The 16,125-nt window shown below is 65.4% G+C and carries 14 protein-coding genes; 5 read left to right on the top strand and 9 right to left on the bottom strand.

Annotation, left to right across the window (positions count from 1 at the left end; genetic code table 11):
* Positions 1-862 precede the first annotated feature (862 nt).
* The gene (locus HWX31_RS01355) at positions 863-1,249 is read right to left on the bottom strand and encodes an SH3 domain-containing protein (protein WP_174961246.1); all 387 of its coding nucleotides are present in this window, start codon (positions 1,247-1,249) and stop codon (positions 863-865) included.
* Between the two features lie 101 nt (positions 1,250-1,350).
* Here HWX31_RS01355 and HWX31_RS01350 point away from each other — a divergent pair, with 101 nt between their 5' ends.
* Positions 1,351-2,028, top strand: a complete 678-nt coding sequence (locus HWX31_RS01350) for an MOSC domain-containing protein (RefSeq protein WP_174961244.1) — start codon at positions 1,351-1,353, stop codon at positions 2,026-2,028.
* Positions 2,029-2,094: 66 nt separating this feature from the next.
* Here the strand turns inward: HWX31_RS01350 and argG are convergent, their stop codons facing one another.
* Positions 2,095-3,429: an argininosuccinate synthase gene (argG, locus tag HWX31_RS01345; protein WP_059634104.1), complete on the bottom strand. Its 1,335-nt coding sequence runs from the start codon at positions 3,427-3,429 to the stop codon at positions 2,095-2,097.
* A 298-nt stretch (positions 3,430-3,727) separates the two neighbouring features.
* On the opposite strand from argG, the gene HWX31_RS01340 reads away from it, so the two are divergent.
* Positions 3,728-4,687 carry an alpha/beta hydrolase family protein gene (locus tag HWX31_RS01340; RefSeq protein WP_174961242.1) on the top strand — a complete coding sequence of 320 codons (960 nt, stop codon included), beginning with the start codon at positions 3,728-3,730 and terminating at the stop codon, positions 4,685-4,687.
* Positions 4,688-4,730: 43 nt separating this feature from the next.
* On the opposite strand, the gene HWX31_RS01335 is transcribed toward HWX31_RS01340, so the two are convergent.
* A complete protein-coding gene (locus HWX31_RS01335; protein WP_174961240.1) occupies positions 4,731-5,801 on the bottom strand; it encodes an FUSC family protein in 1,071 nt (356 codons plus the stop codon).
* Between the two features lie 428 nt (positions 5,802-6,229).
* Entirely contained in the window at positions 6,230-7,765 is a 1,536-nt protein-coding gene (locus tag HWX31_RS01330; RefSeq protein ID WP_174961238.1) for a sensor domain-containing diguanylate cyclase, read from the bottom strand.
* A gap of 515 nt (positions 7,766-8,280) precedes the next feature.
* Between HWX31_RS01330 and HWX31_RS01325 the strand changes: the two genes are divergently transcribed.
* Positions 8,281-9,822 carry an amino acid permease gene (locus HWX31_RS01325; RefSeq protein WP_059726280.1) on the top strand — a complete coding sequence of 514 codons (1,542 nt, stop codon included), beginning with the start codon at positions 8,281-8,283 and terminating at the stop codon, positions 9,820-9,822.
* A gap of 180 nt (positions 9,823-10,002) precedes the next feature.
* Positions 10,003-10,248, top strand: a complete 246-nt coding sequence (locus tag HWX31_RS01320) for a DUF3717 domain-containing protein (protein WP_059617934.1) — start codon at positions 10,003-10,005, stop codon at positions 10,246-10,248.
* A gap of 42 nt (positions 10,249-10,290) precedes the next feature.
* Here the strand turns inward: HWX31_RS01320 and HWX31_RS01315 are convergent, their stop codons facing one another.
* The 5 genes from HWX31_RS01315 to catA form a co-directional block, all read right to left on the bottom strand.
* Positions 10,291-11,082, bottom strand: coding sequence for a 1,6-dihydroxycyclohexa-2,4-diene-1-carboxylate dehydrogenase (locus tag HWX31_RS01315; protein WP_174961236.1), 792 nt, complete (start codon positions 11,080-11,082; stop codon positions 10,291-10,293).
* Entirely contained in the window at positions 11,079-12,098 is a 1,020-nt protein-coding gene (gene benC, locus HWX31_RS01310) for a benzoate 1,2-dioxygenase electron transfer component BenC (protein WP_059618463.1), read from the bottom strand. The genes HWX31_RS01315 and benC overlap by 4 nt, the downstream gene beginning before the upstream one ends.
* Before the next feature lie 27 nt (positions 12,099-12,125).
* The gene (benB, locus tag HWX31_RS01305) at positions 12,126-12,617 is read right to left on the bottom strand and encodes a benzoate 1,2-dioxygenase small subunit (protein WP_076479742.1); all 492 of its coding nucleotides are present in this window, start codon (positions 12,615-12,617) and stop codon (positions 12,126-12,128) included.
* On the bottom strand, positions 12,614-13,981 hold the full coding sequence (benA, locus tag HWX31_RS01300; protein ID WP_174961234.1) for a benzoate 1,2-dioxygenase large subunit: 1,368 nt from the start codon (positions 13,979-13,981) through the stop codon (positions 12,614-12,616). Before benA ends, benB begins: the two co-directional genes overlap by 4 nt.
* Before the next feature lie 101 nt (positions 13,982-14,082).
* Complete coding sequence (catA, locus tag HWX31_RS01295) at positions 14,083-15,003, bottom strand: catechol 1,2-dioxygenase (RefSeq protein ID WP_174961232.1); 921 nt, start codon at positions 15,001-15,003, stop codon at positions 14,083-14,085.
* Positions 15,004-15,205: 202 nt separating this feature from the next.
* Here catA and HWX31_RS01290 point away from each other — a divergent pair, with 202 nt between their 5' ends.
* Positions 15,206-16,123, top strand: coding sequence for a LysR family transcriptional regulator (locus HWX31_RS01290; protein ID WP_059617839.1), 918 nt, complete (start codon positions 15,206-15,208; stop codon positions 16,121-16,123).
* The last annotated feature ends 2 nt before the right edge of the window (positions 16,124-16,125 follow it).

Below are 16,125 nucleotides of genomic sequence, written 5' to 3'. Positions count from 1 at the left end.
CGGCGCGGGCGTGGAATTGGGTAATCGCCCGTGGTGTTTCATTCTGAAACGTCCCCTTGAATGGCTACAGACATGACGCACGTACCAAACCGCGTGCGAAACGGTCGCTCAGCCAAGCGTGATGCGGGTTTGAGGCGCACCACATTCCTGAGCGGTGAACCGCTGCGCCTTGCTCTTTAACGAAGTCCGTGCGCCGAGCTGGAAAAGCGCGTTTGGGCGAAAAACTGGATCGAAGGATTGCATCTAGGCGGTGGTTGCTGGCGAAGCCGCGCCACATCTAGGGTTGCGGGGAGTTACGAACTCGGGATATGCCGGTGGCTACACTGGACAACGACAGAACCTGAATTCTGTGACCATCATCACAGTGCATGGGACGAACCAAGTCATTACCGCATTCCCTGGTAATGGCGCACCCTTGCCGAAGGCACCTAAACCATGACGTATGTGCATTACGCTGTTGTCAACGAAACATGCCCGGTCTGTGGGCAGGGCAGGATTCTCGTGGCCACCGAGAAAGATGATCGTGCTCTCTTCGTTATCTGTGAGGATTGTGAGTCCGAATGGCGTGAGCCAAGCGAATCGTGTGATGCGGCACTAGTGGAGTTGACCCCGTATTCCCGGTCAAAACTTCACACTACGGCTTGATGAATCCATAGGGCGTCGAAACTTGCGCGACGAACGATATTTCAGCGCATACAGGGATGTTTTCGTGGTAATACTCAACCGCAATGCTGTCACGGACAGTGGCCGAGATGCGAACCCGGTCCAGGACGGTCTTGTCCTCTTTGGGGGGGCTGTTGCAGAGGTTAATAGGTTCATCGAGATGGGGTGGCTAAGTGCTTGATGCAGAGTCGATACAAAATCAACTCGATGGGCTTCGCCTAGACCCCTCTCGCTCCTCATCAACCTCCAGATTTCGCAACGGAACCCATCCCGCGTCGCCGCGAGACAGGCGTTCGCACCAGACCCATCCATTCAATATCCTGAACCCGATCAGCATTTCGCCGGCATCCACATCCAGTTCCCGAGCCGTATAGTCTTCCAGCGCACGGCCCGTACCATCGGCAAGCCGCTCGATGACTTGCAGCGGAACCCAGCCGCCCGCCTGACCGGGCGTGGTGCAGAAAAACCAGTCATCCCAGCCCTCGGGGCCTTGATACTTCTCGCCAATGACGAACGGATCGCCCTTGTTGAGACGGATGGGATTCGGATACTCACTTCGATGCGGCTTGGTCACGACGTAGTTCATAGTGATCTCTTGCATTCATCTGTAAGTGGGATTGACCGGAGCCCCGATTCGCCGAACCGAGTAGCATTAGCCGTTCTCCTGGAAAATCCGCGAATTACACCATGATGCCAATCTCAACCATTGACTCCCTGTTTGCCGGCGGAACGGGTTACCTACCCGAAGGGCAGCGCAGCGGCATATTCAAGCAGCGCATCACGGATTCCATTCGAGTCGAAGCCTTCGGCCTGTCAGGTGACGAGCAGGCGGACGCGAGGGTGCATGGTGGACCGGAGAAAGCGATTCACCATTATGCGGCAGAAAACTACGAGCAGCTTGCGCAAGCATTTCCCGATAGTGCGTCTGAACTGGTTCCGGGCAGCTTGGGAGAAAACATCTCGGCACGCTTGCTAAGCGAACAGAACGTGCACATCGGCGACATTTTCCAGATCGGCAGCACGGTTCTGCTGCAGGTGTCACAGCCCCGCAGTCCTTGCTGGAAAATCAATCACCGCTTTGGTGTGGACAGCATGTCGATGTTCGTGGCGCAAACCCGAATCACCGGCTGGTATTACCGTGTGATTAACCCAGGGACGATTAATCCCGGTGATGCGATCGCACTGGTGGAGCGACAAACGGATCGCTTTTCCATCGACCAGTTCTGGCAGGTACAACTGACACATCGCCCCAGCGTTGACGATCTCGACGCGCTGAGCGTCGTTCCTGGCCTCGCACCAGACTGGAAGCGGCGTTTGAACGAGCGTGTGAAATGGGCCCAGGCGCGCTCAGGACAAGGCACCTGAGCGGTAATGAATGCATCCGCTCGCGGCCGCCTCAGAAACAAACGGCCCGCGAGCGAATGAACCGACTTACTTCTCGTCGTTCTTGATCTGCGGCAGCGCCGACGATTCACCCGGCGTCAGCAGTCCGACCTGCGTATAAACACGCAGCTTGTCGCGCGTATCGGTGATGTCGAGGTTCCGCATCGTCAACTGCCCGATCCGATCCTTCGGCGAGAACGTCGACGCGACCTTCTCCATCGACAGACGCTCCGGGTGATACGTGAGGTTCGGCGACTTCGTGCTGAGGATCGAATAATCGTTGCCTCGACGCAGCTCGATCTTCACTTCGCCGGTGACTGCGCGCGCGACCCAGCGCTGCGCCGTTTCACGCAGCATGATCGCCTGCGGATCGAACCAGCGGCCTTGGTAAAGCAGGCGGCCGAGACGGCGACCATTCTCGCGGTACTGCTCGATCGTGTCTTCGTTGTGGATGCCGGTGACCAGACGTTCGTAAGCGATATAAAGCAGCGCCAGCCCCGGAGCCTCATAAATCCCGCGGCTCTTCGCCTCGATGATCCGGTTCTCGATCTGGTCGCTCATCCCGAGACCATGGCGACCGCCGATGCGGTTCGCCTCGAGCAGCAGCTCGACCTGATCCTTGAACTCGACGCCGTTCAGCGCGACCGGCTGGCCCGCCTCGAACCGCACCGTCACTTCTTCCGCGGCGATCTTCACGTCATCGCGCCAGAACGCGACACCCATGATCGGGTTCACGATCTTGATGCCGCTTTCGAGGCTTTCAAGATCCTTCGCCTCGTGCGTCGCGCCGAGCAGGTTCGAGTCGGTCGAATACGCCTTCTCGGCCGACATCTTGTACGCGAAGCCCGCCTGGTTCATGAATTCGGACATTTCCGAGCGGCCGCCGAGCTCGTCGATGAACGTCTGGTCGAGCCACGGCTTGTAGATCTTCAGGTCCGGGTTCACGAGCAGGCCGTAGCGGTAGAAGCGCTCGATGTCGTTGCCCTTGTACGTGCTGCCGTCGCCCCAGATATTGACGCCGTCTTCCTTCATCGCGGCGACCAGCATCGTGCCCGTCACGGCGCGGCCGATCGGCGTCGTGTTGAAGTACGTGACGCCGGCCGTCGTGATGTGGAACGCGCCGCTCTGCAGCGCCGCGATGCCCTCGGCCACGAGCTGCGCCCGGCAGTCGATCAGTCGCGCGCCTGCCGCACCGTATTCGATCGCGCGCTTCGGGATCGAATCGTAGTCGTCTTCGTCGGGCTGGCCGAGGTTCGCCGTGTACGCGTACGGGACGGCGCCCTTGAGTTTCATCCAGTGCAGCGCGGCGCTGGTGTCCAGGCCGCCGGAGAAGGCGATACCAACCTTCTGGCCGGTCGGGAGGCTTTCGAGAATCGTGCTCATAGGAATTACCGTGGATTGAAGTCCGGGAGGGGTTGTATTTCGCGGAATATGCGAGTATCGGCTGTCCGGGAGCTTGGGGCAAGGGTTGATTTCGGGCGCGCGGCCGTCGGCCGGGGCGTCCGGAACGTGTGCGCGGCGATTACCGCGGCCGATCGGCACCGACTTTCAAGGGACGGATCGGCGGCCGGCGGCCCGAGCGAAGATTAGCCCCCCGCAACGCCCCGGCCACCCTGGCCACCTTCCGCGCCTTGGCTGCTGGGCGCCATGCTGGTTATTTTCCCGATCGGAGAAGCAATCAATGCGTCCATTGAAATTCGTTGTCGCCGCCGCTTTCTGCCTCATGGCGACGTTGGCCCAGGCTGCAGGTTTCCGCTTGCTAGACATCCCGGCCGATCACGATGGCCCGACGCTGACAGGCGCGGTCTGGTATCCGTGCACGCAGCCTCCGGGAAGCGTGAAGCTGGGTTTCGTGGTCATGTCCGTCGCAAAGGATTGTCCGATCGCAGGCGAAAACCTGCCGCTTGTCGTCATCTCGCATGGCTGGAGCGGCAGTTTCGTCGGCCACCGTGACATCGCCGAAACGCTGGCGGATGCCGGCTTCGTCGTCGCCGCCATCGATCATGGCGACAGCGCGACGAACGAGCGGCGTAACGGCGACTTCTCCGTACTGATCGAGCGGCCGACCGACGTCAGACGAGTGATCGACTTCATGCTCGGCCCATGGCCCGACGCGTCGCGGATCGATGCGGCGCGTGTCGGATTCTTCGGCTTTTCGCGGGGAGGCTATACGGGGCTAGTCGCGATCGGTGCTGACCCCGTTTTCGGAAAGGCGCCGAAGTCATGCGAGGGCAGGAACAGCCTGATCTGCGAACAAATCCGGCGAGGCGAGCTGCCGGCACTTGCTCACGATCCCCGCATCAAGGCGGCGGTGATCGCCGATCCGCTCAGCCTCTTCTTCATCGCGGGAAGCATGAGGAATGTAACGGTGCCGGTACAGCTATGGAGTTCGGCGCACGGTGGCGACGGCGTGACGCCGGAAAGCGTCGCGGCCATCGCCCGCGCATTGCCTGCCAGCGTCGAGTTTCACGTGGTGCCCAATTCGCAGCATTTCAGCTTTTTGCCGCCATGCCCCGTCGAGCTGGCGAAGCGCGCGCCGGAGATCTGCACTGATCCCCCGGGTTTCGACCGCGAGGCCTTTCACAAGGAGCTCGATGCCGACGTGCTCGCGTTCCTCCGCAAGAATCTTGCCGCCCCTTGACCGCCCGGCTTGAGCCGGCTCGCCGCACCCCAGGACGCTCGGATCAGATATTCCACGACCGCGCGGTATCCAGCAGCCGCTCCCTCAGCTGATCCACTTCCCCGGCGAGCTTCGCCGAAATCGACACATACCCGGACAATTGCGGCGGCGGCGCGTCGTGCGGCACATCCGGGCGCCGCCGCGTGCCGCCGAGCCGGCTCGGCGTGCCGAACTTCAGCGCGCGGCTCGCGCCGACCAGCCGGTCGCGGATGTTCAGGTCGGTCGCCTTCATCGCGACGCGCAGGTAGTCGCGGGCGGCCGTATCGTCGCGGGCCGGCCGCACGCTCGCGAGGATCTCGAGGTAGCTGATGCAGAGCCGCAGGTTGCGCTGGATTGCGTCGAGCTGCTGCATCGAGATCCCGCACTCCTTCGACACGGACGGCATCAGCGAACGCAGCTGCACGAGCAGCGCGCCGAGCGCGGCCATCTCCTTCAGGTGCGCTTCGTCGCTGACCTGCCTGCCGCCCGCGATCCGCGCGTGCACGGCGGCGCACGCGCGCAGCGCGTCGGCGAGCTTGTAGCGCCACGAGTAGGTTGCATAGAGCGGCAGCGCGAACGAGAACGACAGCGCGATCGCGATGCCGACCAGCACGTTCACCGCGCGCCACAGGCCGTCGACGATCTCGTTGTCGCCGTGCCCGGCGACGATCACCATCGTGATCGCCGACAGCAGCGCGATATAGCCGGCCTTGCCGATCGCGTGATACGCGCAGACGCCGCAGGCGATCGCCATCACCGCGTAGATCGCGAGCGGCGCGTGGACGGCCGAGTGCAGCAGGATCAGCAGCAGCCCCGCGAGCGCGCCGATCGACGTGCCGAGCGCGCGCTCGGCGGCCTTCTTGCGGATGTTGCCGTGATGCTGGAGGCCGCCGACGACGATCAGCACGGTGATCGTCGACCATTCGCCGTGCGGAATCCGCAGGCCGGTCGACAGGCCGATCGACACGAGGATCGCGAGCGCGACGCGCGCGGCGTGGATCAGCTTCGCATGCCGGTAACGGCGATAGGGGTCCAGCAGCGGGCGCAGCGCGTTACGGATCAGGGGCGGCAGCCGGGTGTGGGGCAGGGTGGTCATGACGGAAAGCGGGGTGACGAACTGGCGCGCCGGCGCAAACCCGGCCGGCATCCGGCGTCCCGTGGCGGCTGCGACCGGAGACGTAACGCTAGGGTCTGTTTACATACGGAACGCACATGCGTTGCCACGAGAACGGCCGCTCGCGAGGCGTGCGACGCCGCGAATACTGGACGTATTCGCAAGGAGCACAACGCGGCGAGCGGCCGTTCTCGTGGCAACCCCAAGTTAAAAATTTCATTCCAGGGGAATGCCCGAAATCGCCCGCATGGCGGCGTCGCGCGTCGCTTGTTTGGCGCGGCCAAACGGCGCTCCTTCCTCCTTGCCCTGCGGGCGATTTCGGGCATTCGCATGTGCGTTCCGTATGTAAACAGACCCTAGCCCAACGCGCACCGGCTGTCCACGGCGGGATGCGGGCGGCGGGCCGCCCGTCACGCCGCGGTCCGGCTGCGCGCGGTGTCCCACACGCGGTTGCGGCCGCTGGATTTCGCCTCGTACAGCGCTTCGTCGGCAAGCTTCAGCAGCATCGCGGCGCTCAGCGAGCGGCCGCGCGTGGTGGTCGCCGTGCCGATGCTGACGGTCACGAGCCCGTACGGGCTCATCACGTGCTCGACGTCGAGCCCGGCGATCGCGCGCCGGATCGCTTCTGCGACGGTCGCCGCGCCGCGCGCGTCGGTGTCGGGCAGCGTGACCACGAATTCCTCGCCGCCGTAGCGCGCGACGTGATCGCTCGGGCGCCGCAGGCAGCGCAGCGCGCACTGCGCGACCTGGCGCAGCACGTTGTCGCCCGCCTGGTGGCCGTAGTAGTCGTTGAACGACTTGAAGTGATCGACGTCGATGAACAGCACGGACAGCGGCCGGTTGCTGCGGGTGGCGCGCTGCGCCTCCTGCGCGAGCACGGCGTCGAACCGGCCGCGGTTGTCGAGACCGGTCAGCGCGTCGGTATGCGCGAGGCGGTAAAGCTTCGATTCGGCGACCTGCCGGCGCTTCAGCTCGCGCGACAGCAGCAGGGAACCCGCCGCGATGATCGCGGTGAAGGCGGCCATCAGCACCCCGATCCAGATCGCGCGCTCGCGCCATGTCGCATAGATGTCGTCCTCGGCGGGCGCGACGTTGACGATCAGCGGCAGGCCGCTCAGGTGCCGGTAGACGAAGTAGCGCCGCACGCCGTCGATGGCCGCCCTGCCGTTCAGCACACCTTCGCGATGCGCGATCGCCTGGGTGAACAGCGGCCCTTTGTGCAGGTCGAGGCCGACGAGGGCCGGGTCGTACGGCAGGCGGCACACGAGCGCGCCGCTGTCCTCGATGATCGCCGCGGTGCCCCGCTTGCCGACCGCGAGGCCGTCGAGCAGCGCGCGGAAGTAGTCGATGCTCAGCGTGCCGACGACGATGCCGCCGAACGAGCCGTCGGGGCGGTCGATCCGGCGGCTGAGCGCGATCGTCAGCGCGCCGTTGCGCAGCCGGGACGCGTAAGGCTTGCTGATGTACAGGCCGTGGGCCTGCCGGTCGCGGTGCGCGGTGAAATAGTCGCGGTCGGCGAAGTTGCCGTGCCGCGCGGGCCCCGAGCGGGAGTCGATCACGATGTTGCCCTGCGGGTCCATCACGAAAATCGAACCGAGGTAGTTGCCCGTCGCCGCGCGGTCGAACAGCACCCGGTTACGCATGGACGGCGGCAGCGCCATCACGGCCGGATCGGCGATGCCGTCGACGACGTTCTGCAGCGACAGGTCATACAGCTCGATGTTCCGGGCGATGTCGCGCTCGATGAGCAGCATCAGGTTGCGGGCGTTGTCGATCGCATGGTGGTAGGCGTCGCGGCGCGTGTCGATCAGGAACGACGCGCACAAGCTCCAGCTGAACAACAGCAGGGCGACGCCCAGGACGATGACGCCGGCGGGCGACAAGATCCGTGCGGCCGTCGACGAGATGTGGCGGCGCAACGCGGGCAGCAGCGGGAATTGCATCATCCTGGCGGGCGTAAGGCGGCGGAAGATGCATGGTTTCGATGATTCCGCACGATTATTTCAAGATAATCCATATTATCTCGCGAATTTTGACGATCTTGCCATCTCGTCAAAACCGTTCATGCTTTAAATGACATCCGACCCGGTTACCTGTCATGACGTTGCCGGGGCGCGCGGTGGGAATCTGATTTGAATCTGCCTCTCGCAAGCCGTCATTTTGTCTGATTATTCGAAACCTGTTTGCATTATGTCCTGATTAATCGGCGTTCTGGCGGTTTTCGACCGGAAGGAAATCGGCCGTGCAGGCGGGGGGCCGGCCCGCCATGCGTCGCGTATCGCTCGCCGCGTGCGCTGTCCCCGCTGACGAATCAGGTAGAATCCGCGCTTCGCCGCAGGCGGCCCGGTGCGCGACGCGCGCCGGGGCTGCATCGCATGCAGGCCAGGGGGCGCATCGCGCCTCGATTTCGCGCGGGCGCCGGCCACGCATGCCGCCGGCCCGCTCAACGTTCGTCCGTTTTATGTCCGCACTTCCGAATCCCGACCAATCCGGTTCGTCCGCGAACCCACCCAAGCTTCACCGCGCGCTGAAGGCGCGCCACCTGACGATGATCGCGATCGGCGGCTCGATCGGCACCGGCCTGTTCGTCGCGTCCGGCGCGTCGATCTCGCAGGCCGGCCCCGGCGGCGCGATGATCGCGTACATGCTGATCGGCCTGATGGTCTATTTCCTGATGACGAGCCTCGGCGAGATGGCGGCGTTCATGCCGGTGTCGGGCTCGTTCGCGACCTACGGCGCGAAGTACGTCGACGAAGGCTTCGGCTTCGCGCTCGGCTGGAACTACTGGTACAACTGGGCGGTGACGATCGCGGTCGAACTGGTGGCCGCGCAGCTCGTGATGCACTACTGGTTTCCGGATGTGCCGGGCGTCTGGTGGAGCGCGGCGTTCCTCGGCGTGATGTTCCTGCTCAACGCGCTCACCGTGCGCGGCTTCGGCGAGGCCGAGTACTGGTTCGCGCTGATCAAGGTCGTCACCGTGCTCGCGTTCATCGGCGTCGGCCTGCTGATGATCTTCGGGATTCTGAAGGGCGCACCGCACAACGGCTGGAACAACCTGACGATCGGCGACGCGCCGTTCGCGGGCGGCCTGCCGGCGATGATGGGCGTCGCGATGATCGCGGGCTTCTCGTTCCAGGGCACCGAGCTGATCGGCGTCGCGGCCGGCGAATCGGAGAACCCGCGCACGACGATCCCGCGCGCGGTGCGCCAGGTGTTCTGGCGGATCCTGCTGTTCTACGTGCTGGCGATCTTCGTGATCGGCGTGCTGATTCCCTATACCGACCCGAACCTGCTGAAAAGCGACGTGACCGACATCGGCGTGAGCCCGTTCACGCTGGTGTTCCGCCACGCGGGCCTCGCGTTCGCGGCCGGCGTGATGAACGCGGTGATCCTGACCGCGGTGCTGTCGGCCGGCAACTCGGGCATGTACGCGTCGACGCGGATGCTGTACACCCTCGCGACCGAAGGCCGCGCGCCGAAGCTGTTCGCGAAGCTGTCGCCGGGCGGCGTGCCGCGCAACGCGCTGTATGCGACGACGGCGGTCGGCGCGCTGTGCTTCCTGACCTCGCTGTACGGCGACAAGACCGTCTACATGTGGCTGCTGAACACGTCGGGGATGACGGGCTTCATCGCGTGGCTCGGCATCGCGGTCAGCCACTACCGGTTCCGCAAGGGCTACGTCGTGCAGGGCTATTCGCTCGACCAGATGCCGTACGAGTCGAAGTGGTTCCCGTTCGGTCCGCTGTTCGCGTTCGCGCTGTGCATCGTGATCGCGCTCGGCCAGGACTACCAGGCGTTCCTCGCGAACCGGATCGACTGGATGAGCGTCGTCGCGACCTACGTCGGCATCCCGCTGTTCCTCGCGGTGTGGGGCGGCTACCGGCTCGTCAACAAGAGCCGCTTCGTCCGCTACGAGGACATGGAGATCGCGCCGTGGGTGGACGCGAACCGGGACGGGCAGCGGGGCATGCAGCCGGTGCCGGCGCGGGAAACGGCGGCGTAACGGATTCTGACGGGCGTATGACCGGCGCGGCGCGATGGCGCCGCAACCGCGCGACGAAACGGGAAACGGGAAGCCTCGCGCTTCCCGTTTTTTTTCGCGGGTATCTTTCGGTCCGGGGTCAAAGCCGGTTATATTTCCCGACCCATCACGGCGCGCGGGGCGCGCAACCAAGAGGAATTCATGAGCGCATCACCTGCCGGGCGGACGGCCGACGCCGTGTCCATCGTGCGAATCGAAGCCGCGATCAATGCGTGGCGAGAAGTGTACCCGCCGGCCCCGGACGGCGAGGACGGCTACGCGCTCGATGCCGGCAGCGACTGTCTCGCGGAAGTCTACGGCGCGATGATCTGCCACCAGCAGACGAGCGTGCCGCTCGATGCGCTGAATGCGGAGCAGCGCGACGCGCTGTTTGCGACGGAAGTCTAGGCGCAAGCCTGCCAACGATGCCGGCTGCGCCGCCGGCCGGCGTCACCCCTGATCCCCACCCCCCACCGGCAGCACCGACCCGGTGATGTACGACGCCTCGTCCGACGCGAGGAACAGGATCGCGCCGACCTGCTCGTCGATCGTGCCGTAGCGATGCATCGGGCTCGACGCGACCGTCTGATCGACGATCGCCTGATACCAGCGCGTTTCCTGTTCGCTCTGCGGCTCGGTGTTGCGCGGCACGATGCGCGGCGGAGCTTCGGTGCCGCCGGTCGCGACCGCGTTCACGCGGATGCCGTGGTGCGCCTGCTCGAACGCGAGGCTCGCGGTCAGCGCATTGACGCCGCCTTTCGCGGCCGCGTACGGAATCCGGTGGATGCTGCGCGTCGCGATCGACGACACGTTGACGATCGCGCCGCGCTTGCGCGCGATCATGCCCGGCAGCACCGCGTGGCAGCACCATAGCGTCGGGAACAGCGAGCGGCGGATCTCGGCCTCGATCTGGCGCGTCTCGTACGCGTCGAACGGCTTTGCCCAGATCGTGCCGCCGACGTTGTTGACCAGCACGTCGATCCGGCCGAACGCATCGAGCGCGGCCTGCGTCATCTGCGCGGCGCCTTCGGCCGTTTCCAGATCGGCGAGCACGGCGATCGCGCGGCCGCCTTCGTTCTCGACTTCGGCGGCGACGTCGCGCACGGTCGGCGCGCGGTCGACGAGCACGAGCGTTGCGCCTTCCCGCGCGGCACGCAGCGCGACGCCGCGGCCGATTCCCTGGCCGGCGCCGGTGACGACGACGATCTTGTCCGCGAAGCGGTTCGGATGAGACGTGTTCATGCGGCGTTGCTCGACGAGAATTTTTCGAAATACAGGTTGGCCGGCGTCACGCCGCATTCGCGCAGCCACGCCTGCACCGCGTCGACCATCGGCACGGGGCCGCACAGGTAGATGTCGACGTCGCCGTCGTTGAGCCATGCCGGATCGACGTGCGCGGTCACGTAGCCCTTGCGCGGATGCGCGCTGCCGGCGTCGGCGACGCAGGTGCGGTACTCGAAGCCGGGCAGGCGGCGCGTGACGTCGTCGAGCTGGTCGAGCGCGACGAGATCGGCGTCGTTCGTCACGCCGTACACCATTCGCACCGCCTGCGCGTTCGTGCGCGCCGCGCATACGTCGAGCATCGACAGGAACGGCGCGATGCCGGTGCCGCCCGCGAGGAACAGCGCGGGCCGCGCCGCGTCGCGCAGGTAGAAGCTGCCGTGCGGGCCCGAGAACGCGATCCGCTGGCCGGGCGCGGCGTCCTGCGCGAGATAGCCGCTCATCCGGCCGCCCGGCACGTTGCGCACGATGAACGACACGCGCGACGCGCCCGGCTGCGAGCTGAACGAATACGAGCGCGACGACGCGGTGCCGGGAATCTCGACGTTCACGTATTGCCCGGCGAGGAAGCCGAGCTGGTCGGGCGCGTCGAGGTCGATCGCGAAATGGATCGTCGAGTCCGACAGCCGGTCGACGGCCGCGAGCGTGCCTTCGTGGCGCGCGGCGCCCGTCTTGCAGGCGGTCGACGACGCCGGCACGCGAATCACGCAGTCGCCGCGCGGGCGCGTCTGGCACGCGAGCACGTAGCGTTGCGACGCTTCGTCGGCGGTCAGCGCGTCTTCGATGTAGCTCGATTCCGGCAGCTCGTAGTTGCCCGATTCGCAATGGCAGCGGCAGGTGCCGCATGCGCCGTCGCGGCAGTCGAGCGGGATGTTGATCTGCTGGCGGTACGCGGCGTCGGACAGCTTTTCGCCGTCGCGGCACGCGATGAAGCGGGTCACGCCGTCTTCGAATTGCAGTGCGATGGTGTGTTCCATGATCGTCTCCTGAACCTCTGGATCGAACTAGATGTGATAGACGTCGATCACCTGATTGATGTAGTCGTTCTTCAGCACGACGTACTTGTTCAGGATCCGCGGCGCATCGCCGTTGAAATCGATCACGTAGCGCGACATGCCGAAATAGGTCGACACGGTCTTGTAGCGAAAGCTCAGCGTGTGCCAGTTGAAGCGCACCGTGCAGACGCCGTCTTCGTGCTTTTCCAGCTCGACGTTCGCGATGTTGTGGCTCGTGCGCGTGTCGGGCATCGTCGCGCTCGAGCGCTCGGTCTTGATGCGGAACACGCGATCCTCGAGGCCTTGCCGGCTCGGGTAGAAGATCAGCGAAATCTCGCGCTGCGGATCGGTGACGAGCGCATCGTCGTCGTCCCACGACGGCATCCAGAACTGCGCGTCCGGGTGGTAGCAGGCAAGCCAGTCGTCCCACTGCTCGTCGTCGAGCAGGCGGCTTTCGCGGTACAGGAACGCCTGGACGTCGGCGATCGAAATCGGGTTCATGCGCAGCTCCTTTCGGTTTCGATAGCCTTCCTCATCGTGTCGGCCCAGTAGCGGTGCTGCACCGTATAGAGCCCTTCGTCCTCCGTCTTCACGCCGCTCATCACCGGGTTCAGGCCGATCCTGCGCGCGGCGTCGTCCGGGCCGTCGATCCAGTGCGTCGAGCCGCGGCACATGTCGTTCCACGCGACCGCGATGCCCGCATAGCCTTGCTGGCAGGCGCGGAATTCCTCGAGATCGTCGGGCGTCGCCATGCCGCTGACGTTGAAGAAGTCCTCGTACTGGCGGATGCGGCGCGCGCGCGCGTCGGCGTCCTCGCCCTTCGGCGCGATGCAGTAGATCGTCACTTCGGTGCGGTTCACCGACAGCGGGCGCAGCACGCGGATCTGCGAGCCGAACTGGTCCATCAGGTACACGTTCGGGTACAGGCACAGGTTCCGCGAGTGCTGGATCATCCAGTCGGCGCGCTCGCTGCCGCAGCGCGCGGCGAATTCGTCGCGGCGGTCGAAGTTCGGGCGGTCCTCCGGATTCGACCAGCGCGTCCACAGCAGCATGTGGCCGCGTTCGAACGCATAGAAGCCGCCGCCCTGACGCCCCCAGCTGCCGGCATCCATCGCGCGGATCTTGTCCTCGCGCGCGTTCTGCTCCTTGCGATGGTTCGTCGTCGCCGCGTAGTTCCAGTGCACGGCCGACACGTGGTAGCCGTCCGCGCCGTTCTCGGCGGTCAGCTTCCAGTTGCCTTCATACGTGTAGGTCGACGCGCCGCGCAGCACTTCTAGCCCGTCGGCGGACTGGTCGACGATCATGTCGATGATCCGCGCCGCTTCGCCGAGGTGGTCCTGCAGCGGCGGCACGTCGGGGTTCAGGCTGCCGAACAGGAAGCCGCGATAGCTTTCGAAGCGCGCGACCTTCTTCAGGTCGTGCGAGCCTTCCTTGTTGAAGCACTCCGGATAGCCGGCGTCTTCCGGGTCCTTCACCTTCAGCAGCTTGCCGCTGTTGTTGAAGGTCCAGCCGTGGAACGGGCACGTGTAGGTCGCCTTGTTGCCGCGCTTGTGGCGGCACAGCATCGCGCCGCGGTGCGTGCAGGCGTTGACGAACGCGTTCAGCTCGCCCTGGCGGTTGCGCGCGATGAAGATCGGCTGGCGGCCGATGTGCGTCGTGTAGTAATCGTTGACGTTCGGGATCTGGCTCTCGTGCGCGAGGTAGATCCAGTTGCCTTCGAAGATGTGCTTCATTTCCAGCTCGAACAGCGCTTCGTCGGTGAAGGCGCTGCGATGCAGGCGATAGTCGCCGCGCGCCTTGTCCTCGATGAGGAAGTCGTCGAGCGTGCGCACGGCGGGTGCGCGGTCGGGGTAGATCGGGATCATCGGGTGTCTCCAGTTGCGTCGGCCGGGGCGAGTGTCGGGTCCGGTCCCACGTAAGGCGGTCGACGGCGGCGCGTGCTCCCGGCGCGCACCACCGACGCGGTTCAGGCGGCGGCGCGGATGCGCGCCACTTCCGCGTCCGGCGCCGCGGCGTGCTCGCCGTGCAGCCGGAAATCGAAATCGATCGACGCGAACGGCCGGTCGACGCCGTGGCCGTCGAGCACCGCGGGCGCGCTCACGCACTCGATCGCGGGCACGAGGCCCTCGCGGCTCGCGAACGCGAAGTCGTCCCACAGGTACGCGTCGCCGTCGATGTTGATCTGCGTGGTCAGCTTGCGGTGGCCCGGCGCGGACACGAAGAAATGGATGTGCGCAGGGCGGCGGCCATGGCGGCCGAGCTTGTCGAGCAGGCGCTGCGTGGTGCCGTCCGGCGGGCAGCCGTAGCCGACCGGCACGATGCTGCGAAACTGGTAGCGGCCATGCGCGTCGGTGACGATCGTGCGGCGCAGGTTGAACGCGCTTTGCGTGTTGTCGAAGAACGAGTAGTTGCCCAGCAGGTTCGCGTGCCAGACCTCGACCTTCGCGCCCGCGAGCGGCGCGCCGTCGTCGCCGTACACGGTGCCCTGCATGAACAGCAGGTCGCCGTTCGCCTCGTCCGCGCCGTCGTCGAGGCGCGCGAAGCCGATGCTCGCCGGCGCGCCGGCCACGTACAGCGGGCCTTCGATCGTGCGCGGCGTGCCGCCCGTGAGGCCGGCCCGCGCTTCGGCCTCGTCCATGCGGATGTCGAGGAAGCGCTCGAGGCCGAGGCCCGCGGCGAGCAGGCCGAGCTCCTGCGTCGCGCCGGCCTCGGACAGGTATTCGATGCCTTTCCACACCTCGGACGGGGTCAGGTCGAGATCCTCGATCGCCTTGAACAGGTCGGCGGTCAGGCGGACCACGACCTGCCGGATGCGGGGATCGGCTTCGCCGTGCGCGGCGCCGACGATGAACCCTTCGACGAGGGCTTCGATGTCACTGTGGGTCATTGTCTTCTCCTGACTCTGATGGGCCGCGATCCGGCGGGATGCGCGCATTTCCTCTGATCTTCGCAGGCCCGGACCGGTTGGAGCGTTGATGCCCTGAGGGTATAGTTGTGGGGTTCCGAGCAGGCAGTTGAAGGATAGTTGCGCGCGAAATGCGTCGTCCAACACTGATTTAGTATCAGTTTCATATCCGAGAGGTATTGAAATGGAGTTGCGACACCTTCGTTATTTCGTCGCGGTGGCCGAGGAGCGGAATTTCACGCGCGCGGCGGAGCGGCTGCACATCGCGCAGCCGCCGCTGAGCCGCCAGATCCAGCAGCTCGAGGAACTGCTCGGCGTGCCGCTGTTCGAGCGCAACGCGCGGCCGCTGAAGCTGACCGACGCGGGGCGCTTCTTCCATTCGCATGCGGTGCAGCTGCTCGCGCAGACGGCCGAGCTGGAATCGATGACCAAGCGCGTCGGCAAGATCGAGCGCAGCCTGTCGATCGGCTTCGTCGGCTCGACGCTGTACGGGATGCTGCCGAAGATCATCCGGCGCTATCGCGACGAATTCCCGGCGGTCGAGCTGAGCCTGCAGGAGCTGTCGACGATGGACCAGATCAAGGCGCTGAAGGAAGGGCGCATCGACGTCGGGTTCGGGCGCATCCGCCACGAGGACCCGAGCGTGCGGCGCGTCGTGCTGCGCGAGGAGCGGATGATCGTCGCGCTGCCGGTCGGCCATGCGCTCGACGGCGCGAAGGAGGTGCTGTCGCTGCACGACCTCGTCAACGACACGCTGATCATTTTTCCGAAGGCGCCGCGGCCGAGCTACGCCGACCAGGTGCTCGCCGCGTTCCACGACCGCGCGCTGAAGCCGCGCAGGATCTACGAGACCCGCGAGCTGCAGATCGCGCTCGGGCTCGTCGCGATGGGCGAGGGCGTATCGGTCGTGCCGCACAGCGTGTATGGGCTGAAGCGCGACGACGTCAGCTACAAGCCGCTCGACGATCCGAACCTCGTGTCGCCGATCATCATGAGCATGCGGATGCTCGACGAATCGGAGGACATCCGCGCGATGCAGGCGCTGATCTACCGGCTGTACGACGAGGCGAAGATGGCGTACCTGCCGCCGCAGCAGGAGTAGGC

It is taken from the genome of Burkholderia ubonensis (assembly GCF_902833085.1).
Classification (GTDB): domain Bacteria; phylum Pseudomonadota; class Gammaproteobacteria; order Burkholderiales; family Burkholderiaceae; genus Burkholderia; species Burkholderia ubonensis.
This window is presented reverse-complemented; position numbering and strand designations above follow the sequence as displayed.

Bases quoted from the DNA above. Each gene is read 5' to 3' on its own strand.
- HWX31_RS01355 (WP_174961246.1), bottom strand. From the start codon at position 1,249: ATGAACTACGTCGTGACCAAGCCGCATCGAAGTGAGTATCCGAATCCC.
- HWX31_RS01350 (WP_174961244.1), top strand. From the start codon at position 1,351: ATGATGCCAATCTCAACCATTGACTCCCTGTTTGCCGGCGGAACGGGT.
- argG (WP_059634104.1), bottom strand. From the start codon at position 3,429: ATGAGCACGATTCTCGAAAGCCTCCCGACCGGCCAGAAGGTTGGTATC.
- HWX31_RS01340 (WP_174961242.1), top strand. From the start codon at position 3,728: ATGCGTCCATTGAAATTCGTTGTCGCCGCCGCTTTCTGCCTCATGGCG.
- HWX31_RS01335 (WP_174961240.1), bottom strand. From the start codon at position 5,801: ATGACCACCCTGCCCCACACCCGGCTGCCGCCCCTGATCCGTAACGCG.
- HWX31_RS01330 (WP_174961238.1), bottom strand. From the start codon at position 7,765: ATGATGCAATTCCCGCTGCTGCCCGCGTTGCGCCGCCACATCTCGTCG.
- HWX31_RS01325 (WP_059726280.1), top strand. From the start codon at position 8,281: ATGTCCGCACTTCCGAATCCCGACCAATCCGGTTCGTCCGCGAACCCA.
- HWX31_RS01320 (WP_059617934.1), top strand. From the start codon at position 10,003: ATGAGCGCATCACCTGCCGGGCGGACGGCCGACGCCGTGTCCATCGTG.
- HWX31_RS01315 (WP_174961236.1), bottom strand. From the start codon at position 11,082: ATGAACACGTCTCATCCGAACCGCTTCGCGGACAAGATCGTCGTCGTC.
- benC (WP_059618463.1), bottom strand. From the start codon at position 12,098: ATGGAACACACCATCGCACTGCAATTCGAAGACGGCGTGACCCGCTTC.
- benB (WP_076479742.1), bottom strand. From the start codon at position 12,617: ATGAACCCGATTTCGATCGCCGACGTCCAGGCGTTCCTGTACCGCGAA.
- benA (WP_174961234.1), bottom strand. From the start codon at position 13,981: ATGATCCCGATCTACCCCGACCGCGCACCCGCCGTGCGCACGCTCGAC.
- catA (WP_174961232.1), bottom strand. From the start codon at position 15,003: ATGACCCACAGTGACATCGAAGCCCTCGTCGAAGGGTTCATCGTCGGC.
- HWX31_RS01290 (WP_059617839.1), top strand. From the start codon at position 15,206: ATGGAGTTGCGACACCTTCGTTATTTCGTCGCGGTGGCCGAGGAGCGG.